Here is a 22,938-nt window from a genome sequence, read left to right as displayed (position 1 = left end):
GTTCCAGCAATGGGGCCGGCTCTATCGCGGGCGTCGACGGAGCCGAAGGTGTGGACAGAGGCGAAGGAGCGGCCGGAGCCGAAGGACCGGACAGAGCCGAAGGAGTCGACGGAGCCGATGGAGTGGACGGAGCCGATGGAGTGGACGGAGCCGATGGAGTGGACGGAGCCGAAGGACCGGACGGAGCCGATGGAGTGGACGGAGCCGAAGGACCGGACGGACCCGATGGAGTGGACGGAGCCGAAGGACCGGACGGATCCGAAGGAGTGGACGGAGCCGAAGGACCGGACGGAGCCGAAGGTGTGGACAGAGCCGAAAGAGCGAACGCAGTCCGAGGGGCAGGCAGGTCGAGCACACGCCGCCGCCGGATCATCGCGACGACCCTGCTCGTCGTGACCGTTGCCCTCGGCTTGGCGACGCACTTTTTGCTGCCAGACGGCCCGGTTTCCGACGTCGCTGGCGATGCCCTCTACACGGTCGCGATGTACCTCGGAGTCATGATGCTCGCGCCGCGCGCCCGCCCATGGCTGCTCGCCGCCGTCGCGATCGGCTGGTCGTTCGCGGTCGAGTTCCTCCAGCTGACCGACGTTCCAGCGCGCGCCGCCGAGGCGTTCGGCCCGGCCAGGCTTGTCCTCGGGGTCGGCTTTGACCCGCGAGACCTGCTCGTGTACGCGCTCGCCGGCCTCGTCGCGTGCGCTGTGGACCTGCTGGTCGCACACATCTGGTCGCAGCGCGCCGGGCGCTCTCGACTCGCCGGGACGACGCTGATACCGTGATCGCGTGTTCCTTTTGCTTTTCTCCTAACGGCTGAGCAGGCCCACCGCCCTCGTCGAGGCTGATCTCTCGCGGAAACCAACCCGAGCAGAAATCCTCCGAGCCCGCGGCGGCCGCTCGCTCTGACCCCTCCGGGTCGCCGTTTTTGCGCACCCTGCTGCCGACCGACACTTCGCGGTTCCCGGCAGATTCAGGTGCGCCTCCGCAAAGGAACACCAATGCACGCCACCTCTATCGCTCATCCGGCGCGCCGTCGCGCGCAGCTCACGGCCTCCGACGTCTCGCTGCTCCGCGGCGCGACGAGGGTCCTCACTTCGGTCGACCTTGTGGTCACGCCCAGTTCCCGCATCGCGATCGTCGGCGAGAACGGGCGCGGCAAGTCGTCGCTCCTGCACGTACTCGCTGGAACCCTCCAACCCGACAGCGGCACAGTTCAACGCATCGGAACGCTCGGCGTCGCGGAGCAGGAAATGAGCGCCGACGACAACCGAAGCGTCGGGGAGGCCATCGCCGACACCATCGCCCAGCCGCTCGCGGCGCTTGCCGCCCTGAACCAAGCCGGCGCGGGGCTGGCAGACGGAACGCCGGGCGCGGAGGAACGCTACGCTGCCGCCCTCGAGACGGCCGAGGCGCTCGACGCCTGGGACGCCGAACGTCGCGTGCTCATCGCGCTCGAGGCCCTTGGCGCCGAGACCGACCCGACACGCCTCCTCGCCGAGCTCTCCGTCGGTCAGCGCTACCGAGTGCGCCTCGCATGCCTGCTTGGAGCTGACCACGACTTCCTGCTCCTCGACGAACCGACCAACCACCTCGATCGCGCCGGCCTCGACTTCCTCAGCGAACGGCTCCGCTCGCGAAAGGGAGGCGTCGTCATCGTGAGCCACGACAGGGCGCTGCTCGCCGATGTCGCCGAGACCATCGTCGACCTCGACCCGACACAGGATGAACTGCCCCGCCTGTACGGGAACGGGTTCGCGGGATACCGCGAGGGCCGCGCCGCCGAGCGGGAGCGCTGGGAGCAGGCCTATGAGCGGCAGCAGGTCGAGCAGGCGCGTCTTCAGGACAGCCTGAGTGCCGCGCAGAATCGGCTCGTCACTGGCTGGCGGCCGGAGAAGGGAGCGAACAAGCACGGGCGGGCGACCCGCGCCGCGGGCCTCACGCAGAGCGTTCACCGCAGGCAGGAGGCGCTCGAGGCGCACGCCGTGACGGTGCCAGAACCGCCGCAGGCGTTCCGCTTCCCTGAGCTGCGCACGCGGTCTGGTGCCGAGCTGCTGAACGTGGAGGAGGCCACCGTGGCCGGGCGGCTATCCACGCCGGTCTCGTTTGCCCTCGCGCACCGGGGCAGGCTGGCGATCACTGGGCCCAACGGTGCCGGCAAGTCGGCGTTGCTGGGGCTGCTTGCAGGCACATTGGCCCCAGACTCGGGTCACGTGCGCCTGCAATCGGGCACCAGAGTTGGCGCCCTTCCGCAAGAGTCGTCGCTCCCGTCGGAGCGGCGCGCAGCGGAAGTATTCGAGCTGCACCTCCGACAGCTCCAGGCCTCCGGGGTGCTGACGTCGAACGAGGCTGTCGGCCTCACCCAGCTCGGGCTCCTGCGCGCCCGCGAGGCTGGCAAGCGGGTTGGGGAGCTCTCGATGGGGCAGCAGCGGCGCTTGGATCTGGCGCTCGTGCTGGCCGCCAGGCCGCACGTGCTGCTGTTGGACGAGCCGACCAACCACCTCTCGATAGCGCTGGTCGACGAGCTGACCGAGGCGCTCGGCGCGACGCAGGCCGCAGTGGTGCTCTCCACCCACGACCGGCAGCTGCTGCGCGACGTGAGCGGATGGCCGCACCTGCGTCTGGGAGGATCGCGCGCGCAATCCGTGCCGGCCTCTCATTGAGATCTCACAGGAAAGGGCATCACGCGGTAGCGTTGCTCCGCTCCCCGCACCTTCTCGGGGGAACTCATCCACTTCACGTACCTCAAGGACGTCACTATGTTCACGCTCGAAAACTCCACGCAGATGGACTCCTGGCAGTGGGAAGCGCTCTCGCCCGGCGGCACCGCCAGCGGCTTCATCGGCTGGATCCTCCTCATCGCCGCCCTCTGGCCCGTCTTCCGGAAGGCCGGCTACCCGGGCTGGGGCGCCATCATCCCGATCTACAACATCTACATCCTCGTCAAGATCGCCGGATACCACGGCGCGACCGTGCTGCTCTACCTCATCCCGATCGTGAACATCGTCTTCTCGATCTTCGTCGCCATGCGCATCGGCAAGGCCTTCGGTCGCGGCGGCGTCTTCAGCTTCTTCCTGCTGTGGATGTTCTCACTCATCGGATACTTCATCGTGGGTTACGGCTCGTCGCAGTACCGCGGACCCGGCGGGCGCGCCATCACGGCGTAGCTTCGCTCTGACCCGCAGGACTTGCAGGACTTGCAGGACCCGCAGGACTTGCAGAACGTGCAAGGCCTGCAGAACGTGCAAGGCCTGCAGAACGTGCAGAGCCTGCAGAACGTGCAGAACGTGCAGAACGTGCAGAGCCTGCAGTGCCTTGTGCCTCATCGGCCGCGGCGACCGCACTTGCCTTTGTCGGCGGTGCGGTCGCCGCGGCCGATGTCGTGAACCCCCTGGTCAGCATCCACACGCCGATGCTGAACTCCCAGAGCGCGATCGGCAAGGCCAACAAGCCGGCCAGCGGCGAGACCTGATCGAGTGTGCCGAAGATGGTCGCGAAAGCCGACGCTGCGAGCAGCGGCGCCCCGACCAGCCCGACAAGCGGGATCACGCGGGGGACGAGGCGGCCACGCAGGAGCACGGTGCCGAAGAGCAGCGCATTCGCCGCCGGAAGTAGCCCGGGGCCCACGAGGAAGGCCCAGTCGTGCACGGCGACGAGCGCCGCGTCGACCGGGCCGGAGCCGGGGCCGGGGCCGGGGCCGGGGCCGGTGGGAGCATCCGCGCGCACCGTGGCCAGCGCGAGGATCGCCACGACGCCAAGCGCCACCAGGGCGGCTTCCACGATGCGCGAGGCCACGAACCCGAGCGACAGCGCGGGGCTCGCGCGGCGAAGGATCGGATACAGGGCCACGGCGGTGCCGACGCAACTCGCCGCCAGGAGGAGCTCCAGGACAACCGCCCACTGAGCGCTTTCTGCTCCGGCATCGCCGGCCAGGAAGGGGGCCTTCAGCGCCAGTGCTGGAATCGAGGTCGCGAAGGTTGCGAGGTAGAGGGCTCCGGCGATGCGGATCAGCCGACGATCATCCGCCCCGGGGTTCGCGTGTGAGTTGGGCATCTTGGCTCCTCCGCTCGGTGACTTCGCACGCGGTATACGCTGTACACCGCTGGTTGCAAGCTAAGTGTACGGTGTACACCACGTCAAGGGGGTCCCATGGTGAAGTCTGCTGAGGGTTCCCGACGCGCCCCGCTGGACCGCCATCAGATCCTGATCGCGGCCACCGAGCTCGCGGCGCAGGACGGCCTCGAGCGGCTCAGCATGCGCAGCCTCGCGGCGAACCTCGGCGTCGTACCGATGGCGCTTTACAAGCACGTGGACAATAAGGAAGATCTCGTCGACGGCATGGTGGATGCTGTCGTCGCGAACTACCCGCACCCGGCAGCCGGCCTCCATTGGCGGGACTCGGTGCGGGAGCGAATCATCTCGGCGCGAGCCGAGGTCCTCGCCCGCCCTTGGTTGCGAAGCGCAATCGAGTCTAGGGTGACTCGCAGCGAGGTGGTGCTCCGGCACATGGATGCGGCGGCGGGGGATTTCCTCTCCGCGGGCGTCTCGGCTGATCTCACGCACTACGCGATGCACGCGCTCGGGAACCGGCTCTGGGGCATCCACTCCGAGGCGTTCGAGCCGGCTGCCGAGCCGGCTGCCGAGCCGCCTGCGGCAGTCGAGCGCGGCCCTGAGAGTGATCCCCAGCAGGCCGCCGAGATGATGCGCCTGATGGCACAGCACTACCCGAACGTCACCGCGATTGCGATGGACGCCGCCAAGCGAAACCCTGCGGGGGCCTGCGAGCCGGAGGGCGAGTTCGAGTTCGGCGTCGACCTGCTCCTCGATGCGTTTGTGCGGTTGCATGAGAGCGGCTGGGTGTCGCGCCCGGACGGCGGAGCCGCCCAAGGCTGACGTGCCGCCCGTGCTGGTGCCCGTGCTGGTTCTGATGCTGGTGCTGGTTCTGGCGCCCGTGCTGCAGGCCGGCTCAGCTGAGGAACGTCACCAGCGCATCGGAGGTCTCGTCGGGCGCATCCATCGTCACGACGTGTCCGGCCCCCGGGATGACCACCTGCGTGAGGTGTTCGGCGGCGGCCCAGGCGGGCATGGCCCGCGCGATGTTGCCGGTCCCGTCCCGTTCGCCGCGAACCAGCAGGGTCGGTATCGGCGAGCGGTGGCCGGCATCCGGGCGCACGAAGTCGGTGGTCGCTCGCCAGACGGCGATGAACTCGCGCTTCGACATGGCTCCGAACGTTCGGGTGAGCTCGGCTCGTGCGGCCGGTGTTGTCGCCGACGCATCCGCCATGAGCCGCGGCAGGAGCCTGGCGGGAATGAGGCTCAGGATCGGTGCCGCGAGCCAAAGGGCGCCGCGCGCCAAAGCAGTCAGCGGGCCCGCGTTCCAGGTCGAATCGAGGACGACGAGGCTGCGGAAGCGCTCCGGGGTGCGGCGGACCAGTTCCTGCGCGAGGTTCCCTCCGAGTGAATGCCCGACGAGCGAGACCTCGCCGAGTCTGAGATGCGCGATGAGGCGTTCGACATCGCTCGCCAGCAGCTCCGGGGAGAGGGGCGTCGAGTTCGGGCGCGACGCTCCGTGTCCGCGCAGGTCGAGCAGCACGACGCGGAGTCCGGAGCGCCGGAGTGCCTCCGCCTGGTGCTCGAACATCGTGTGGTCGGCGCCCGCACCGTGGAGCAAGACCACGGCCCTGCTGCGCTCGCTACCGATGGCTTTGCTGCGTTCGCCTGCGCCAGGGCCGACGCCAGTGTTCGGGCCAGAGCTGTCCGCGAACCGAAGCGTGCATCCTCCGAGGGGGAGTTTTCCGTCGAGGGGTGCCATGTCACGACGCTAGCGCGACCGACTGAGGGGATCCATCCACGTGATTTTGCACACTTCCTCGATTTCACCCTGAGTTTCACCCTACGATTCACTCAAGGGGCAATCGCTCGATCACACAACCCGGATGTGACCCATGAAGAAGGCACTCTCTCTCCTTGTCGCCCTCCTGCTTTCGGCCTCGGCGCTGACATTCCTCGGCACGGCACCCGCGCAGGCTGCAACCTTCGGGGTCGTGAATCAGGACGTCATGGCGCCCGGGAACTACGTCGCCAAGGGCAGCTACGCGACCACGACGCCGCAGAACGCGCCCGTCTCGTCGGTGTCGGCGCAGACCGCAGCCATGGTCGACACGCTGCCAGATCGGTACCTCAACGACTTCTGGAAGGGGCGGCTCAAGACCTCGACGAACCGCGAAAACTTCACGATCCCGATCTACACGGTCGACAGCTCCCGGGCCGACGCCAACTGGGTGACCGTGAAGATGCAGAGCTACGCGCTCTACCCGGACATCCACCCCGTCATGGAGGGCAAGGCGACAGCCTCGGCGACGGGCGGCACGTACGGATTCCAGATCACCCCGTTCGCGACGAATGCCAAGAACTACGGCAAGGTGGTCATCCCGGCGCACGCCGTTCCGGGCGGCCCGCTCCCGGGCGGCGACAAGTCGATGACCGTCGTCGACATCGCGACGGGCATCGTGCGCGGCTACTACGTCGCCGACAAGCAGGCCGACGGCACCTGGCTCATGGGCGGCGGTTACTTGACGACCCTGAACTCGCCGAAGTCGACCAACTGGTTCGACCAGAACGCTTGGCTCAAGACCGAGCGCGGCACCAGCTCCGTTGGCGGCGTCATGAACGAGTTCCTCATGGCGGGAGCCGAGGAGATCGCGGCCGGCTCGATCAACCACATCACCAGCTGGACGTTCCCGTCGACGCGCGCCGGGGTGGCGATGTGGCCCGCGTACCAGTCTGACGGAAAGCTCAGCGAGGCCCACGCCCCGAAGATGGGGCAGCGGTTCTGGATCCCGAACGACGCAGCCACCAACGCGAAGATCGCCGCGCTCGGCCTCTCCAGCTTCGAGAAGGTCGTCGTGAAGAACCTGCAGGAGTACGGCGGCATCGTCACCGACCAGAACTACTGGACCATGGCGCTCAATCTGCAGCATCCGGTCACCTTCACGGCGCAGGGCAAGCCCAACCCGTACCTGCCAGGCGGCATCGTGCACAACACGCACGGCAACGTCGACCTGATCAACAAGATCCCTTGGACGCTCACGAAGTGGGGCGAGATCACGTCGAGCACGAAGCTGCCGCAATTCGGAGCGGCCACAGCCACCCCCACCCCCACCCCGACACCCACGCCCACGCCCACGCCCACGGTGCCGCCGACGCCCGGAGCGCAGCCAGGGGTCGCGGAAAGGATCGGCTCGACAGACACGTACGCAAACGCCGTCACCGCGTCCGGCAAGTTCAACACCGTCGGCAGCAAGCTCGTCATCGCGAGCGGGGATGGCGGGGTGGATACGCTGCTCGCGGCCCCCGTCGCGGCCAAGATCGGCGGCAGCATGCTCCTGACGAAGCCCAACGCCCTGCCCGCCAACGTCTCCGCGGAGCTGATGAGGCTGAAACCCTCGGCGATCTTCGTCATCGGCACGATCTCGGAGGCGCAGAAGACGGCGCTCGGGAAGCTCACGCCAAGGCTCGAGGTCGTCGGGAGCGCCGACCGGGAGGAGACTTCCGTGCTCGTCGCGAAGCGGTTCTTCCCGAACGACCCCAGCGCCTACGTCGCGAACAGCAGCAATCAGACTGAGGTCGCGAACGCCGCCGGACGGGCGACGCTTGCCAAGGTACCGCTGCTCCTGACGGGTAAAACGCAGACCAGCAGCTCCTTCAAGTCCTACTTCGCGACGGGCAAGGTCACCTCGGCCAAGGTCGTCGGCACAGAGGCCTCGCTTGCAGCGGGTGTCTTCAACGAGGTCAAGGCGAAGGTTGCGAACACGACTCGCTTCAACGCATCGGAGGTGTTTTCCCTCAACGCTGCGCTGCTGCAGGACTTCGACGCGGGCATCGTCCGCCCAACTGGCTTCACGATCGCCAGTTCGGCCAGCACCGAGGACACGTTCGTGGCTCTGCTCGTGACCGCCCGCACGGGGTATCCGCTGGTGCTCTCCAAGCAGGCGTGCATCCCCGCAGCCGCAGCCGCAGTCACCTCGAAGTACCCGAGCGCCAACTACAGCATCGTCGGAACCACGGCCGACCTCGTCTCCGGGATCCACACGAAGCGTTGCACGTAGGCGCTGTCAGACACGACGGAGAGTGCCAGACAGGAGCCGGGCCTGGTGCCAGGGAGGACCTACTCGACGCTGCTCGTTCCCGGCGTCTGCCCGACCATGGCGGTGGCGATCTTCTCGATCGTCGCCGCCATGGCGCGAGCTGCCCGCGAGAGGGGCACGTCGCTTCGGTGCGCGAGGCTCACGGTGCGTTGCAAGCTCGAGTCGGTGATGCGGGCCGAGCGGAAGCCTTGGCGCCCGCGCAGAACCATGGCGGGAACGACCGCAACGCCGAGGCCGAGCTCCACGAAGCGGAGGACCGCGTCCATCTCGGGCCCCTCGACCACGACGTTCGGCTGCAGACCGGCCTCGAGGTAGGCGGCTTCGGTGGTGGCACGAAGGTCGTAGCCGCGGTGGAAGGCGACCTGCGGCTGGGCCGCGAGCTGTCTGAGCGTCAAGGCGGGGGAGTCGAGCGCGGTGTCGCCCTGCAGTGAGGAGACGACGAGGAGGTCCTCGTTGAGGAGCGGGATCCGGCTCAGGTTCGCTCGAGGCGACTGGCGAGACTCGGGGGTCGTGATGAGGGCGAGGTCGAGCGCGCCCTCGGCGAGCTGCTCGATGAGGCCTTGCGAACCGCTCTCCGAGACGTGCAGCTCGATGCCGGGATGGGACGCGTGGAACGACTGCAGCGCATCCGCGACGAGGCTCACGCAGAGCGAGGGCGTCGCGCCGAGGCGCACCGTGCCGCGCTGCAGGTCGGCGAGCTCCGCCATCTCCCGCCGCACCGATTCGGCGTCGGCGAGCATCCGCCGGGCGAGGGGGAGGAGCGATTCCCCAGCGTCGGTGAGCGCGATGCGCCCGGGCGTACGGGTGAAGAGCGGGGCTCCCAGGTCCAGCTCAAGCGTCGAGATCTGGCGGCTCAGCGAAGGCTGGGCGAGGTGGAGCGCCTCCGCGGCCCGCGTGAAGTGCCCCTGTTCGGCGACCTCGACGAAACTCCTGAGCTGGTCCAGATTCATGTTGATAGCCTAAGTGAATCGGCCCGAGCGAAACTATGCATTGGAGTAATCGCTTGGCGCTCTCTAACGTTGCTCGCATGACCGCGACCAAGTCCATCGAACGCCAGATCTCCACCACCGTGCTTGTCATCGGAACCGGCGGTTCCGGCCTGCGCGCCGCCATCGAAGTCGCCGAGCAGGGCGTTGACGTGCTCGCAGTCGGCAAGCGTCCCAAGCATGACGCGCACACCTCCCTCGCCGCCGGCGGCATCAACGCCGCCCTCGGTACGATGGACGCAGACGACAGCTGGCAGCAGCACGCCGCCGACACCATCAAGGAGAGCTACTGGCTCGCCAACCCGCACACGGTCGAGATCGTGACGCGCGGCGCCGAGCAGGGCATCCGCGACCTCGAGCGCTACGGAATGGGCTTCCAGCGAGAGGGTGACGGTCGCATCTCGCAGCGCTTCTTCGGGGCCCACAAGTTCCGCCGCACCGCGTTCGCGGGCGACTACACGGGCCTCGAAATCCAGCGCTCGCTCGTCGCGCGCAGCGAGCAGCTCGACATCCCGATCCTCGACACCGTCTACATCACCCGCATCCTCGTGCGCGACAACGTCGTCTTCGGCGCCTACGGGTTCGACATCAACGACGGCACCAGGTACCTCATCCACGCCGACTCGGTGATCCTCGCCGCCGGCGGGCACAACCGCATCTGGCGGCGCACCTCGTCGCGCCGCGACGAGAACACCGGCGACTCGTTCCGCCTCGCCGTCGAGGCCGGCGGCCGCCTGCGCGACCCCGAGCTTGTCCAGTTCCACCCCTCCGGCATCATCGAGCCGGAGAACGCGGCGGGCACGCTCGTCTCAGAGGCAGCCCGCGGCGAGGGCGGCATCCTCACGAACGGCCTCGGCGAGCGCTTCATGGAGCGCTACGACCCGGAGCGCATGGAGCTCTCGACCCGCGACCGCGTTGCCCTCGCCGCCTACACGGAGATCAAGGAGGGGCGAGGCACCGCGAACGGCGGCGTCTGGCTCGACGTCTCCCACCTGCCGCGCGAGACGATCATGAACCGCCTCCCGCGCATCTACCAGCAGATGCTCGACCTGCAGATGCTCGACATCACGGCCAAGCCGATCGAGATCGCGCCGACCGCGCACTACTCGATGGGTGGCGTGTGGGTGCGCCCAGACGACCACGGCACCGATGTCGACGGGCTCTACGCCATCGGTGAAGCGTCGAGCGGCCTGCACGGCGCGAACCGCCTCGGCGGCAACTCGCTCATCGAGTTGCTCGTCTTCGGCCGCATCGTCGGCCAGGCTGCCGTCGCCCACTCCGCGGCACTGGATGCGCAGCTCCGGTCGGGCGAGGCCGTCGCGCAGGCCCGCGGCGAGATCGATGACCTCCTGTCTGCCGACGGGCGCGAGAACGTGCGCGCCCTGCAGCGCGCCATCCGCGACACGATGACCGAGTACGCGGGTGTCGTGCGCGACGAGGAAGGGCTCAAGGCTGGCATCGCAGCGCTCGACCAGATCGAGTCGCGCATGGAGGACGTCGGCATCCACCCCGACATCGCCGGATTCCAGGACCTCGCTCACGCCTTCGACCTCAAATCGTCCGCGCTGGCCGCCCGCGCAACCCTCGAGGCGGCCCTCGAGCGTCGCGAGACTCGCGGGTGCCACAACCGAAGCGACTTCCCCGAACTCGACCCGGCCATGCAGGTCAACCTCGTGTGGTCCCCGAAGGGCGGCATCACGCGCGAGGCGATCCCACCGGTTCTCGCCGAGATCGCCGAGCTCATCGGCGAGGTCTCCGTCGAGGGCAAGCTCGTCGAATAGCAGAGCTTGAGCTTCAGGCTCAGCGGAACTGAATCCTGATTCTGCCCGATCCTGGTCGACCGCGAGCTCGCAGTCTGCCAGGATCGGGCTGTTCGTCATCTCAGATCAGGAGCACCATGAGCGCTGCAGCATTCAACCCCGAACTCGACCTCACGCTGACCCGCGTGATCCACGCACCACGCGGTGTCGTCTGGCGCGCGTGGACCACGCCGGAGCACCTCGCGACGTGGTGGACCCCCGCCCCCACGCAGTCGCGCGTCGAGCGGCTCGACGTTCGGCCAGGCGGCGCATTCGTCACGCAGATGAGCGACGATGGCGAGACGTTCGTGCCGCACACGGACGGCATCTTCCTGGTTGTGGAAGCGGAGTCGCGGTTGGTCTTCACGAACGCTGTGACGTCGGCGTTGCGCCCAGCCGCGCCCGCCCCGATCTCGATGGTGGCCGAGATCTCCTTCAACGAGCATCCGGACGGCACAGAGTACGTCGCAGTCGCACGCCACACCGACGCGGCAGCGCGCGCCCTCCACGCCGACCTCGGCTTCTCCGAGGGCTGGGGCGCCGTGACCGAGGCCCTTGGCGAGCTGTCCGAGAAGCTGGCTGCGCACTAGCGAATACGGGTTTGGGTCTAGACGCCGAGCGATCGACGCGCGCACAATGAAGTGCTCCATCGTTCTCGCGGCGTCAGGACCCTGCTCACGTGAAGCCGATCGTCAGCCCACGTGAATGCCGTCGCTGCGCATCCCCCTGCCAGGTCCCACCGAATCCATCGGAGCCTTCTCATGAGCATCGACGACTCTTCGAACCCACTTGCCCGCAAGCAGCCGCTCGGTGGCCGCACCGGCGTCGCGATCGTCGCGATCGTGCCACTCCTCGCCCTCGCCGCGTTCCTCCTCATCGGACTTCTCGCGGGAGGATGGGGCTGGGCGTGGGTGTTCTTCCTCGCGATCCCCATCTCCGCGATCATCGTCTACGGCGTCGGCGGGAGAAAGGGAAGCTGAGCGGCGCGAAGGTGGTCGTTCGAGCCCTGTTTGTCCCTGTTTGTCCCCGTTTGTCCCCGTTTGTCCCTGGTTGTCCCCGTTTGTCTCCTGCGCCTAGCGGTCCCCGCCCTGGACTATCTTCCGCAGAAGCGGACGCGTGCGGTCGTTGACGTAGCTCTTCATCGCGATCGAGGTTTTGGTGCGGGAGATCGCCGGAATCGTGGAGATCGCGTCGAAGACGCGCTGCAGATCGTCGGTCGAGCGCGCCGCGAACTTCGCCATCATGTCGTCCTCGCCCGTGATCGTGTGCAGCTCGAGCAGTTCCGGGATGGCCTGGAGGCTCTCGTAAACAAGCGCGTGGGTGCTCGACTGTCGAATCTGGATCGTGCAGACGGCGAGCACCGGATAGCCGAGCGCGACGAGGCTGATGCGCGGTGACATCGACTCGATGACGCCGCGCGAGTGGAGGCGATCGAGGCGTGACTGGACGGTTGCGCGGGCCACGCTGAGGCGTCGCGCGTACTCGACCACGGGGAGCCCGGGATGCGCGTCGAGAAGCTCGATGAGCGCGAGGTCAAGTTGATCCATGATGTCCTCCAAGGTAAGCGATCTGTATAGCCGATAGGCCGCAGAGTCTGAAGAATCGTACAGATTGCGTGACTCTGACTGCGCATGTTGCTGGCTTCGAATCTCGAGCCTACGGTGATGCTGAGCAATCGCACACCGGAGTGAGAGAGACAGCGTTCATGATCAGAACTTTCCGTCGAGGCCTGGAGCTAGTGCCGCCCTACAGGGCAGGCAAGCCACCCATCGCTCGAGCCGACGTCACACCGTTCAAACTCTCGTCGAATGAGAACCCGTTCCCGCCGCTGCCGGCAGTCGAGGCGGCGATCAGGGATGCGCTCGGGGCGTCAATCAGCACCTACCCGCAGATCGCAGCCCCTGAACTGCTGAGCGCCCTCGGTACCCGGTTCGACGTCGAGCCCGAGCAGATCGCGCTCGGAGCCGGATCGGTTGAGGTCGCAGCGCAGATCATCCACGCTCTCACGAGTGAGGGCGACGAGGTCATGTACGCGTGGCGCTCGTTCGAGGCCTACCCGATCCTCACGAGGGTCGCGGGTGCCGTCCCCGTCGAGGTGCCGCTTGGCGACGATTCCGCCCACGACCTGCCGGCCATGGCCGCCGCCGTCACCGACCGCACCCGGGTCATCTTCATCTGCAACCCGAACAACCCGACGGGCACCACCGTCTCGGCGGATGCGCTCGACGAGTTCCTGCAGACGGTTCCGTCGCGCGTCCTGGTCGTCGTCGACGAGGCCTACGTGCACTTCAACACGGATCCGAACTCGGCCGTCGGACTCGACCTCTTCCGTCGCTACGACAACGTGGCCGTGCTCCACACCTTCTCGAAGGCGTACGGGCTCGCTGGGCTCCGAGTCGGCTACGCGATCGCACCCGCGGAGGTCGTCGCGGAACTGCGCAAGACCGCCATCCCGTTTGCCGTGACCGCCCTCGCGCAGGCCGCCGCAGTGGCCTCGCTCGAAGCCGAGGCCGAGCTCCAGGCCAGGGTAGACACCCTCGTCGTGCGCAGAGGCGAGCTCACGACGGAACTCGAGCGCCTGGGGCTACCAGTCGTTCGGTCCTCGGCGAACTTCGTCTGGGTGAAGACCGGAGCGGCGACGGCCGCCGTCGAGGAGACGCTCGCGGCGCACTCGATCTCCGCGCGGGCATTCCCCGGTGAGGGCGTCCGCATCTCCATCGGCGAGGCGGCATCCGTTGCCGCGATCGTGCGCGCCCTCGCATCCGTGCCAGCATCCGAGCTGGCGTCCGTGCCGGCATCAGTGCAGGCGTCAGCTCCCGCAGCCACTCACACGCCCGTTCACGCCTAAGGAAATCGAGCACATGACGACAACGAAGTCGACAGCAACGCCGAACAGTCACGAAGACGCGCTGGGAGCAGGCAGGCGCCTCCACCAGTCCCTCTCGCCGCGACAACTCACGATGATGGGGCTGGGAGGCGCGATCGGGGCCGGGCTCTTCATCGGGTCGGGTCAGGCGATCGCCGTGGCTGGGCCCGCGGTCCTCATCTCCTACGCGGTCGCGGGCTTCCTCGTGATCCTCATCATGTTCATGCTCGCCGAGATGGCCGCCAACGATCCGCAGAGCGGGGCCTTCTCCGTGTTCGCGGAGAAGGCTTTCGGGGCCACGGCGGGCGCAACCCTCGGCTGGCTGTACTGGGTGCAGCTCGTGGTCGTCATCGCGGCCGAGGCAACCGGAGCCGCGGCAATCGTCGCGGCCTGGACCCCCGCCGTGCCGCAAGGAGTGTGGGCGTTCGTCTTCATGGCGGGCTTCACCCTCGTGAACCTGCTCGGCGTGCGACACTACGGCTCGTTCGAGTTCTGGTTCGCGATCCTCAAGGTCGCCGCGATCATCATCTTCCTCGGCATCGGCGCCATGATGATGTTCGGCCTCCTCCCCGGGGTCCCCTCGCCCGGCCTCGGCAACCTCGTCGAGCACGGCGGCTTCGCGCCCGAGGGGCTCCTCGGCATCTCGGCGGCGCTCCTCGTGGTCATGTTCACGTTCGGGGGCACCGAGATCATCGCGATCGCGTCCGCCGAATCGCGTGACCCGGCCGTGAGCATCCGCCGCGCGGTGCGCAGCGTGATGTGGCGCATCCTCGTCTTCTACATCGGGTCGATCTTCATCATCGTCGCGTGCCTGCCGTGGAACAGCGAGACTGTCGCGGCTGGGCCATTTGCCGCCGTGCTCGCCCTGACGCACATCCCCGGCGTCGACGTGATCATGTCGGTCGTGGTTGTCGTGGCGCTGCTATCAGCGCTCAACGCGAACCTGTACGGCGCATCGCGCATCATCTTCTCGCTGTCGGAGCGCCGCTTCGCACCGGGCGCGGTGAGCCGTATCGCCGCAAACGGTGCCCCGCGCGTCGCCGTGCTCTGCTCGGTCGCGTTCGGCTTCATCACGGTGATCTTCAACTTCCTGGCGCCAGAGACCGTGCTGCCCACGCTGCTCAACATCGTGGGATCGACGCTGGTTGTCCTGTGGGCGACGGTGACCGCATCCCAGTTCGTGCTCCGCCGCCGAGCGGATGCGCGTGGCGAGCAGCTCGCGGCGCGCATGCCCGGATTCCCCGTGCTCACGGTGCTCGCCGGCGTGCTGCTCGCGGGAATCGTGACGCTGACCCTGTTCAGCGCTGGCGCTCGCGAGCAGTTCCTGGCCACGGTGGGGCTGGTTGCCGTCATCGCGGTCGCCTGCGCACTCCGGCAACGGGTGCTGGCGAAGCGCCCAGAGTCGGGGGTGGCCGCGGCGCGCATCGAGTAGCGAGCGCGAGTCGGGCCCGGCGAGGACTGCGCGAGCAGATGCGAGACCTCGTCCGGGAACCCGCCGCCGCGACTGAGCGACTGAGCGGCTCAGCGACCCGGCGGCTGAGCGACTCAGCGACTCAGCGGCTCAGCGGCTCAGCGACCCAGCGGCTCGGTGGCTCAGCGGCTCAGCGACTCAGTGGCTCGGCGGCTCGGCGGCTCAGCGACTCAGTGGCTCGGCGGCTCAGCGACCCAGCGACTCAGCGGCCCAGCGGCTCGGTGGCTCAGCGACCCAGCGACTCAACGACTCAAGTCTGCGCGATCTCCGACGTACGGGGGAGCGATGTCGGCCGCCCGGGGGAAGCCGGGCGGGCGTCGGCTCCGTAGCGTTGAACGCAACGGAAACGACGATGGGAGATGACATGAGCAGCATGCAGCATGACAACACCCGAGGTGGGGGCTCCAACGGGTCCACGCAGATGGGCACAGGAATCGCCGTCGGACTTGCGGTCGGCGTTGGCCTCGCCCTCATCCTCGACAGCTGGGCCATCGGCCTCGGCGTCGGACTCGTTCTCGGCATCGCCGTGGGGGCGATCCTGTACCGCGCTGCCAAGCGCCGCTCGGGACCGGAAGCTAGCTCTTCGGACTCGTGAGCCGCGGCAGGAGCACCGGCGTCGTGCGCTTGTACTCCTCGTAGTCGGCCTGGCCGCCCCACTTCTTGTCGGCCTTGGCCTCAAGGAGGGGAACGCCGCTGACGCGCGAGAGCAGGAGCGTCACGAAGATCGGCGAGATGAGGGCGATCCACTGCCACCCCACGAGTACCGGGGCCGCCACGACGGCGACGCCGACCCAGAGCAGGATCTCGCCGAAGTAGTTGGGGTGGCGCGAGCGCGACCAGAGGCCGGTGCGGATGAAGCGGCCTGTGTTGGCCGGGTCCGCCTTGAACGCGTTCTTTTGCAGGTCGGCCGTGACCTCGATCACGAAGCCCGCCGCCCAGATCACGATGCCGAGGATGGCGAGCCAGCCGATGGGCTCGCGGTCCTCGACGCCGCCGGCGATCGCGATCCACGCTGCCGCGGCGGTGAGGCTCACCCAGAGCCCCTGCATGACCCAGACGCGCAGGAAGCGCAGCTTGTTGCCCTTAATGTCGTCGAAGCGGTCGTCCGACCCGGAACGATGGATGCGGGCGAACAGGAACGAGCCGAGGCGGATGGCCCACAGGATGACCATGGCTCCGAGGATCCATGAGCGCGCATCCGGAGACGGGGAGGCGATGAGGAGCCCGACGGTCACGACGATGAACGTCGCACTGCCCGTGAGGTCGAAGAACCGTTCCGTCTTGGCTACCGCCGACGGCAGGTACACGATGACCTGGATCAGGAATGCCGCCGCGACTGCCCAGCCGTACAGCGGGAAGCCCGCCAGCTGTGCGCCGCCCTGACTTCCGGCGAGGGCCACGAGCGCCCCGATGATGACGGCGATAGCGATCGTGATGATCGTCGCGCGGTTCTTGCTGCCTGCGGTCGTGCCGTTCGCGGTGGTCTCGCTGCTCATGCTGGTTGTTGCCTCTCGAAGCGGTGAACGCCAGGGGAATGGTGTCGTTGAGCCAGGGGGTGGTGTCGTTGAGAAGGTGAAGATCTTGTCTAGGAGGAGTAGAGCGCGTCGACGACGTCGGTGCTGCGCTGCAGGACTGCGGCCCGCTTGAGCTTCAGCGTCGGGGTGACGAACGTCGGGTCGTCGAGGTCAGTCGCGATGAGCGTGAAGCGGCGCACCTGCTCGCTACGCGCGACGAGCTCGTTTGCGCGGTCGACCGCGCCCTGCACGTGCTCGCGTGCTTTCGCGTCGGCGATCGTCAGCAGTTCGTGAGCGTCGGCGCTCGGGTGCGCGACCGCGGCGGCCTCCGCGGAGAACTCGGCGAGCGCCTCGGGATCGAGGATGATGAGCGCCGAAAGGTAGTTGCGTCCCTCGCCGATCATGACGGCGTGCGAGACGAGCGAGTCCGACTCGACAGACGACTCCCACCTCGTCGGGACGATGGTCTTCCCGTTGGAGGTCACGATGACGTCCTTCAGGCGCCCCTCGAGGATCACGCGCCCCTGCTCGTCGAGGCGGCCGAGGTCGCCGGTCCTGAAGAACCCGTCGATGAACGCGTCGCGGTTGTGCTCCGGGTTGCGGTAGCCGCTGAACACGCCGATGCCGCGGGCGAGGATCTCTCCGTCGTCGCTGATGCGAACCGTCGACCCGGGGAGGGGCCGTCCGACGGTGCCGGAGCGGATGTCGCTCGGCAGGTTGCCGGTGAGGGGCGCGGTGGTCTCGGTGAGCCCGTAGCCCTCGATGACTGGCACGCCGATGCCGCCGAAGAACAGGGAGAGGTCGGCGTCGAGGGTCGCGCCGCCGGACAGCACGTGGGTGACGCGGCCGCCCATGACCTGGCGGAGGCGGCTGAAGAAGAGCCGGTCGAACGCGCCGTGGCGGACGCGGAGGCCGAGCGGCGCGCGCTGGGTTGAGGTCGCCGTCTCGCGGAAGTCGCCCCACTCGACGGCGGAACGCTGCGCTGCTGCCCAGACCTTGCCGAGTCCGCTTGCCGCCGCCTTCGTGCCGGCGGCCGCCTGGATCTTCTGGAGGACGCGGGGCACGACGACGAGGAACGTCGGCTTGAGCTGCCCGAGGGTGCCGACGACGGCGGCAGGGTCGGCGAGGTGCGCGATGCGCATGCCGCTCGCGAGGCAGATGAGCTGCAGGCCGCGCGCGAGGACGTGGGCGAGCGGCAGGAAGATGATGGTGTTGCCGGCGGGGTGCACGACCTCGCCGTAGGCGGCGGCGATGTTGAGCACCTGACCCAAGAAGTTGTTGTGCGTGAGCACGGCCCCCTTGGGCTCCCCGGTTGTGCCGGACGTGTACACGATCGTCGCGGGGGAGTCGGGAGTTGCGAACAGGCGACGCTCCTCGAGCGCCTCGTCTGCCACCCCGCTGCCGAGGACCGCGAGCCGCGCAAGGTCGCGGCCGTCGTTCAGGCCGTAGCTCGCATCCATCGACCACACGCCGAGCGTGCCAGTGCCTCGCTCGTTGAGGGGAGCCTCGAGGAGGCTCACGTGCTGTGCGCTGCCGCCGAACGCGAGGACAACCTCGGCGTCGTGGATGATCGCCGAGACCTGCGTGGGCGCCGACGTCTCGTAGATCGGGACAACAACACCGCCTGCGAACCAGACGGCCAAGTCGGCGACAGCCCACTCGTACCGGGTCGGTGCCATGATCGCGATCGCGTCGCCCGGCCGAACGCCGAGCGCGACGAGGCCCTTGGCGACCGAACGCACCGTGTTCGTGTACTCGAGGGTCGACACCCGGCGCCACGGCGCCGACGGGTCATCGGGGTCTGTGGGCACTTCGAAGGCGGCGTGGTCCGGAGCCTTCTCGGTGCGGCGGACAAGCAGGTCGGTGACGTTCCGGTACCCCTCGGGGCCGCCGATGCTGTCGGGGCCCACGAGGAGTGGAGTGGAGGATTCCAGCACTGCAGCCGCCTTTCGCGCGCCGGGCTGTCGCGCCCGTGTACGAGGAAGTTCGGAGCAGGGGAAGCCGGTGGATTGGACCGTATCGCGACTTCGGCTTCTCGCCCTTGCCGACCCGCCTTATTTTGTTAGGCAGGCTAGCTTTCTCGGCGATGTCCGACGCGACTCAGGCGGGCTGGGGTGCCGCGCGACGCTCGGGGTGCTGCACGGAAGCGCTGCGCGGGCGACGGATGAGAGCATCCGCGGCCCAGCGTCCGCCACCCGTCAGTGTGAGCGCGATACCGAGGAGGGCAAGCACGAGGACAAATTCGTAGCCGCCGTCCTGGGCGAAGAAACCGGCAGCGAAGTGCACCGTGAACATGGCTCCGAGGGAGACGACCACAAGGAGCGCGGCGGCGACGCGTGTGAACAGGCCGACGAGGAGGAGGGCCCCCGCGACGATCTCGACGAAGGGGAGTGCCGCGCCGGCCACGTCGGAGAGGGGCACACCGAGGCCGGCGAGCATCTCCTGGACCCCGCCGATTCCGGTCGTGGTGAGCTTCTGGATGCCGTGCAGCAGCATGGTGGCGCCGAGGGCGATGCGGAGAATGAGCAGAGCGGCGTTCGCTGAAGTTGACATGCGCTCGACGCTAGGAATGGAGGCGAGCCGGAACCTGAATGACGAGAGCCGCGGTTGCTGCGAGCGTCCCGGGGGACGCGCCGGGTCAAGAGTTTGGCCTGAGAGGCGAGGTTCACGGGGACGGGCCCGGCTCGCTCGCCCCGCGGGGTCAGGAGGTGTCACGGGTCGCGCGACTCTGTGAGGCGGGCGTCAGCCCTCCCCGAACCGTATGACTTTGCTATGACTCGCGCCGTGCTGGCCCGGTCGGGCGTGGCAGAGGGGTTCAGTCGGCAAGCGGCTCGATCTTCGTGCCCGTCTCGCTCGCTTTCCCGAACTTCGGGGCCGCGCCAACGAACGTACATCCACGGAATGTGCTCGCGGCGTTGAGCTTCGCGCCGGTGAAGCCGCAGTCGACGAAGCGCGTGTTGGTGAACTCGGCGCCGGATAGCTCGGCGCCGCTGAAGTCGCAGTTCGAGAAGACCGTTCCGGGGACGGCACGGAGTCGTCGGAGCTTGGCGTTCGCGAAGTTGCAGTCGGTGACCTCGGGCCCGATTGAGGCCTGCGGGATGTTGGCCGCCGCAAACGAGCAGGCACGGAATGAGCCCTCGAGTCGCGTGTGCGCCGTGAGCTTCGCGTCCTGGAAGCGGACGTGCGTGAGCGTGCTGTTGGTGACGGTGAGTCCGCCGACGAGCCCGCTGGCGTCCACGTCCGAGAGCTCGAGGTGCGTGATGCGCACCCCGAGGCTGCCCGTCTGGAGCCCGCGCAGGTCGGTGGTCGCGGATGCTGCGTCGTGCCAGCTCGGGGTGAGCCGGTGCGGGCCTGGCGCGACCTCGGCGAGGCGAGCGAGCTGGGTGCGCAGCGTCGAGAGCTCCTGGGAGGTCCAGCGTTCGCGCAGGGTTTTGCTGTCGGCGGCGGTCATGGCGTCGAGCGTAGCCGTCCGCGTTGCACTCGGCTGCTGCGTGCCCGCGCTCGCATCGCTATCCTGGTCGGAGCGTCGCGTGCCGGTGGCAGTTCGTGTCAGGCATGGAGGCGCCGAATCGAAGGAGAACGGCGATGATGTCGTCACACCCTTCGCCCTCTCGTGACTGAGGGCGATCCAAGATGAGCGCACAGGAGAAGGACCGGCTTGTCGCCTGGAGCAGTGAGCTCCGGGCCGTGCACGGTCGACTACGGAAGGCTCTCGCCGTCACGCAGGAAGCGGTCAAGCGCGGCGAGCAGGCAGAACCGGCCACGAGGGACCTGCTGCTCTATTGCCACGGGTTCTGCACGGCGCTTGACGGGCACCACCGCGGCGAAGACCGTGAGCTGTTCCCCGCGATCGCGGAGGCGCATCCTGAGCTGCGCGGCACGCTCGCATACTTGCAGCAGGACCATTCCATGATCGGGCACCTGATCGGTGGCCTGCAGACTGCCGTGGATGCTGGGGAGTCGCCGAGCGCGCTCGACCGGCACCTCGAGGGCATCGCCGCGATCATGGAGTCGCATTTCCGCTACGAGGAGCGGCAGCTGCTCGAGGTACTGGAGACGCTCGCCCTCGACGCGGACCCGGCGGCCGTGCTCGGGCCGCTGTAGGGGAAGCGCGTCCACAAAGCTGCCCGAACCGAAGCGGCAACCTGTCTGCGTCTGCGTCTGTGTCTGCGTCTGCGTGTGTCAGTGTCAGTGTCAGTGTCAGTGTCAGAGTCTGCGTCGAGTCTGTGATCTGTGTCTGCGTCAGTGCCTGTGTCTGTGTCTGCGTCTGCGTCTGCGTCAGCGCTGGGTCCCTGGAGTCGCATCCTCACGTTGATCTCGCCGTGGGCGGTGCGAGGTCCAGGCGGCCCAGAGCTCGCGATACGGACCCTCGACGTCGAGCAGCTCGTCGTGGGTTCCGTCCTCGACGATGCGCCCGTGCTCCATGACAAGCACGCGCTCAGCGCTGCTCGCCTGCGTGAGGTGATGGGCGATGGTCACGACCGTGCGGCCCTCGAGGGCCCGCCTGGCCGCGGCCTCGAGGGCGCGAGCGTCTGCGGTGTCGGCGTCAGCGGTGGCCTCGTCGAGGATCACGATGGGGGCGCGCGTGACAAGCGCGCGGGCGAGGGCGAGGCGGTGTGCATCCGTCGCGCTCAGTTCGGCGTTGCCCTCGCCGATCAGGGTCTCGAGGCCTTCGGCGAACGTGTGCCGCCAACCAGGACCTGCGACCTTCTCGAGCGCATCCTGCAGCTCTTGGTCGTTCGCCGTCTCCCGCGCGATGAGCAGGTTGTGGCGGAGCGTCCCCGAGAACACGTGCACATCCTGGCTGACCATCACGACTCGACGCGCGCGCTCGAGCTCGCCCATGAACGCCGGATCGAGTCCGCCGACCTCGACGTGCCCCGCCCTGACCTCGAGCAGCCCCATGAGCACGCGGGCGAGCGTGCTCTTGCCCGCGCCAGAAGAGCCGACGACGGCGATGCGCTGTCCGGCAGGGATGCGCAGCTCGTCGATCCAGAGCACGGCCGGGCGCCCAGGGTAGGCGGCCTCGACGTCGCGCAGCTCGATGTGCGGGGCGTGCGATTCGCCCGAAGCGGCCCCAGCGAGAGCGCTCGCGATACCCGAGGCTTGCGCCGAGGCTGCGCTTGGCGCCGGCGCGAGCTGGATGACCCCGGCGACTCTGGCGAGGGACGCTCCAGCTGACTGCAGGTCGTCGACGAGCATGAGGAGCGAGATGAACGGCCCGAAGAGCGCCTGGAAGAGCAGCGCGGCCGTCGTGACCTCGCCGATCGTCGCGGCGCCCGTGAACGCGAGCCAGGCGCCGACGATGAGCACGGAGGTGAGGCCGACGGCCTCGGCCATGTTCATGCGGAACCCGAAGCGGCTCTGCACGATGCGCGTACGCAGCGCCCACCTGAGAACGTTCCACGAGCGTGTCCGGATGCGTTCGGTGACCGCGCCGCCCCACCCGTACGCGTGCACGGTCGGCAGCGCCTGGATGGCCGAGACCATCTCGCGGGAGCGCGACGCGACGGCGACGCGCTCGGCGGCGTAGAGGCGGGGAGCCTTGCGGAGGTAACGCCTGAGGGCGAACGCGTGCACGGGGATGACCGTCAGCATGGCAAGCAGGAACAGCGGGTTCAGGACGGCGAGGCCGATGCCGGTGGCGACGACGGCGAGGCCCGCCGAGACGACGGCGGGCACGGCGCCGGTCGTGACCTCGCCGACCGTGTCGACGTCGTCGGTTGCTCGGGAGACGAGCTCGCCGTCGGCGACCTCGTCGACCAGCACAGCGGGGAGCGAGAGGGCTGCGGCGACGAAGTCCTCTCGGAGGCGGGCGAGGGCCGTTTCCAGAACCGCGGCGAGGGCCATCGAGCCGAGGGCCCCGAGAGCAGCGCTGCCTGCGACCCCCGCGACGAGCAGGAGCGCTGTGCCGGGCAGACTGTGGTCGACGCCCGTGACGGCGTCGACGAGGCGCCCGAGCCCGGCGGGTACCAGCAGGGCTGCACCTGCCGCGGCGCCGAGGAGCAGGACCGCGAGCACCAGCATCCACGGACGCAGGGTCAGCAGGTGCCACGCCAGGCGCGCCGAGCGGCGCCCGTTCGCGATGGGGAGCGACGGGGCCTTGTGAGCTGGGGTCACCGGTGGGGTCTCGGCTGGAGTCTCAGTGCTCATCCGGCTGTCTC

The 22,938-nt window shown here is 68.4% G+C and carries 22 protein-coding genes; 13 read left to right on the top strand and 9 right to left on the bottom strand.

Annotated features, from left to right (window positions below; all coding sequences use genetic code 11):
• Positions 1 to 48 precede the first annotated feature (48 nt).
• The 4 genes from C5B85_RS19370 to C5B85_RS08655 all read left to right on the top strand — a co-directional run bounded on the left by C5B85_RS19370 (position 49) and on the right by C5B85_RS08655 (position 3,158).
• Complete coding sequence (locus tag C5B85_RS19370; protein WP_219819379.1) at positions 49 to 396, top strand: hypothetical protein; 348 nt, start codon at positions 49 to 51, stop codon at positions 394 to 396.
• A complete protein-coding gene (locus C5B85_RS19365; RefSeq protein WP_219819378.1) occupies positions 393 to 776 on the top strand; it encodes a DUF2809 domain-containing protein in 384 nt (127 codons plus the stop codon). The genes C5B85_RS19370 and C5B85_RS19365 overlap by 4 nt, the downstream gene beginning before the upstream one ends.
• 216 nt (positions 777 to 992) lie before the next feature.
• Positions 993 to 2,654, top strand: a complete 1,662-nt coding sequence (locus tag C5B85_RS08660) for an ABC-F family ATP-binding cassette domain-containing protein (RefSeq protein WP_104285628.1) — start codon at positions 993 to 995, stop codon at positions 2,652 to 2,654.
• A gap of 96 nt (positions 2,655 to 2,750) precedes the next feature.
• The gene (locus C5B85_RS08655) at positions 2,751 to 3,158 is read left to right on the top strand and encodes a DUF5684 domain-containing protein (protein ID WP_104285627.1); all 408 of its coding nucleotides are present in this window, start codon (positions 2,751 to 2,753) and stop codon (positions 3,156 to 3,158) included.
• Here the strand turns inward: C5B85_RS08655 and C5B85_RS08650 are convergent.
• A complete protein-coding gene (locus C5B85_RS08650; protein WP_181064349.1) occupies positions 3,148 to 4,044 on the bottom strand; it encodes a DUF4386 domain-containing protein in 897 nt (298 codons plus the stop codon). The two genes, C5B85_RS08655 and C5B85_RS08650, sit on opposite strands and share 11 nt — an antisense overlap.
• Before the next feature lie 96 nt (positions 4,045 to 4,140).
• Between C5B85_RS08650 and C5B85_RS08645 the strand changes: the two genes are divergently transcribed.
• The gene (locus C5B85_RS08645; RefSeq protein ID WP_104285626.1) at positions 4,141 to 4,884 is read left to right on the top strand and encodes a TetR family transcriptional regulator; all 744 of its coding nucleotides are present in this window, start codon (positions 4,141 to 4,143) and stop codon (positions 4,882 to 4,884) included.
• Positions 4,885 to 4,957: 73 nt separating this feature from the next.
• On the opposite strand, the gene C5B85_RS08640 is transcribed toward C5B85_RS08645, so the two are convergent.
• Positions 4,958 to 5,803 carry an alpha/beta fold hydrolase gene (locus tag C5B85_RS08640; protein WP_104285625.1) on the bottom strand — a complete coding sequence of 282 codons (846 nt, stop codon included), beginning with the start codon at positions 5,801 to 5,803 and terminating at the stop codon, positions 4,958 to 4,960.
• Between the two features lie 133 nt (positions 5,804 to 5,936).
• On the opposite strand from C5B85_RS08640, the gene C5B85_RS08635 reads away from it, so the two are divergent.
• Positions 5,937 to 8,099 (top strand): cell wall-binding repeat-containing protein, encoded by a 2,163-nt coding sequence (locus C5B85_RS08635; protein WP_104285624.1) that lies wholly within the window; start codon positions 5,937 to 5,939, stop codon positions 8,097 to 8,099.
• A gap of 59 nt (positions 8,100 to 8,158) precedes the next feature.
• On the opposite strand, the gene C5B85_RS08630 is transcribed toward C5B85_RS08635, so the two are convergent.
• Positions 8,159 to 9,088, bottom strand: coding sequence for a LysR family transcriptional regulator (locus C5B85_RS08630; protein WP_104285623.1), 930 nt, complete (start codon positions 9,086 to 9,088; stop codon positions 8,159 to 8,161).
• Between the two features lie 77 nt (positions 9,089 to 9,165).
• On the opposite strand from C5B85_RS08630, the gene C5B85_RS08625 reads away from it, so the two are divergent.
• The 3 genes from C5B85_RS08625 (at position 9,166) to C5B85_RS08615 (ending at position 11,903) form a co-directional block, all read left to right on the top strand.
• A complete protein-coding gene (locus tag C5B85_RS08625) occupies positions 9,166 to 10,905 on the top strand; it encodes an L-aspartate oxidase (protein WP_104285622.1) in 1,740 nt (579 codons plus the stop codon).
• A gap of 116 nt (positions 10,906 to 11,021) precedes the next feature.
• Positions 11,022 to 11,513: an SRPBCC domain-containing protein gene (locus tag C5B85_RS08620; RefSeq protein WP_104285621.1), complete on the top strand. Its 492-nt coding sequence runs from the start codon at positions 11,022 to 11,024 to the stop codon at positions 11,511 to 11,513.
• Between the two features lie 171 nt (positions 11,514 to 11,684).
• Entirely contained in the window at positions 11,685 to 11,903 is a 219-nt protein-coding gene (locus C5B85_RS08615) for a hypothetical protein (protein WP_104285620.1), read from the top strand.
• A 93-nt stretch (positions 11,904 to 11,996) separates the two neighbouring features.
• On the opposite strand, the gene C5B85_RS08610 is transcribed toward C5B85_RS08615, so the two are convergent.
• Entirely contained in the window at positions 11,997 to 12,470 is a 474-nt protein-coding gene (locus tag C5B85_RS08610) for an Lrp/AsnC family transcriptional regulator (protein ID WP_104285619.1), read from the bottom strand.
• Between the two features lie 158 nt (positions 12,471 to 12,628).
• Between C5B85_RS08610 and hisC the strand changes: the two genes are divergently transcribed.
• The 3 genes from hisC (at position 12,629) to C5B85_RS08590 (ending at position 15,855) form a co-directional block, all read left to right on the top strand.
• Positions 12,629 to 13,771: a histidinol-phosphate transaminase gene (hisC, locus tag C5B85_RS08605; RefSeq protein WP_104285778.1), complete on the top strand. Its 1,143-nt coding sequence runs from the start codon at positions 12,629 to 12,631 to the stop codon at positions 13,769 to 13,771.
• A gap of 13 nt (positions 13,772 to 13,784) precedes the next feature.
• Positions 13,785 to 15,221 (top strand): amino acid permease, encoded by a 1,437-nt coding sequence (locus C5B85_RS08600; RefSeq protein WP_104285618.1) that lies wholly within the window; start codon positions 13,785 to 13,787, stop codon positions 15,219 to 15,221.
• Positions 15,222 to 15,624: 403 nt separating this feature from the next.
• A complete protein-coding gene (locus tag C5B85_RS08590; protein ID WP_146077896.1) occupies positions 15,625 to 15,855 on the top strand; it encodes a hypothetical protein in 231 nt (76 codons plus the stop codon).
• Here the strand turns inward: C5B85_RS08590 and C5B85_RS08585 are convergent.
• The 4 genes from C5B85_RS08585 to C5B85_RS08570 all read right to left on the bottom strand — a co-directional run bounded on the left by C5B85_RS08585 (position 15,836) and on the right by C5B85_RS08570 (position 20,225).
• Positions 15,836 to 16,756: a DUF1295 domain-containing protein gene (locus C5B85_RS08585; RefSeq protein ID WP_104285616.1), complete on the bottom strand. Its 921-nt coding sequence runs from the start codon at positions 16,754 to 16,756 to the stop codon at positions 15,836 to 15,838. The two genes, C5B85_RS08590 and C5B85_RS08585, sit on opposite strands and share 20 nt — an antisense overlap.
• An 89-nt stretch (positions 16,757 to 16,845) precedes the next feature.
• Entirely contained in the window at positions 16,846 to 18,711 is a 1,866-nt protein-coding gene (locus tag C5B85_RS08580; protein WP_104285615.1) for a long-chain fatty acid--CoA ligase, read from the bottom strand.
• Positions 18,712 to 18,874: 163 nt separating this feature from the next.
• Complete coding sequence (locus tag C5B85_RS08575; RefSeq protein WP_104285614.1) at positions 18,875 to 19,327, bottom strand: DoxX family protein; 453 nt, start codon at positions 19,325 to 19,327, stop codon at positions 18,875 to 18,877.
• 262 nt (positions 19,328 to 19,589) lie between these two features.
• On the bottom strand, positions 19,590 to 20,225 hold the full coding sequence (locus C5B85_RS08570) for a pentapeptide repeat-containing protein (protein WP_146077895.1): 636 nt from the start codon (positions 20,223 to 20,225) through the stop codon (positions 19,590 to 19,592).
• 182 nt (positions 20,226 to 20,407) lie between these two features.
• On the opposite strand from C5B85_RS08570, the gene C5B85_RS08565 reads away from it, so the two are divergent.
• Positions 20,408 to 20,878, top strand: a complete 471-nt coding sequence (locus C5B85_RS08565; protein ID WP_104285612.1) for a hemerythrin domain-containing protein — start codon at positions 20,408 to 20,410, stop codon at positions 20,876 to 20,878.
• 174 nt (positions 20,879 to 21,052) lie between these two features.
• Here C5B85_RS08565 and C5B85_RS08555 read toward each other — a convergent pair whose 3' ends face one another.
• A complete protein-coding gene (locus C5B85_RS08555; RefSeq protein WP_104285610.1) occupies positions 21,053 to 22,927 on the bottom strand; it encodes an ABC transporter ATP-binding protein in 1,875 nt (624 codons plus the stop codon).
• Between the last annotated feature and the right edge of the window lie 11 nt (positions 22,928 to 22,938).

The sequence above is a fragment of the Pseudoclavibacter sp. AY1F1 genome (assembly GCF_002931075.1).
In the GTDB taxonomy this organism is placed as follows: domain Bacteria; phylum Actinomycetota; class Actinomycetes; order Actinomycetales; family Microbacteriaceae; genus Pseudoclavibacter.
This window is presented reverse-complemented; position numbering and strand designations above follow the sequence as displayed.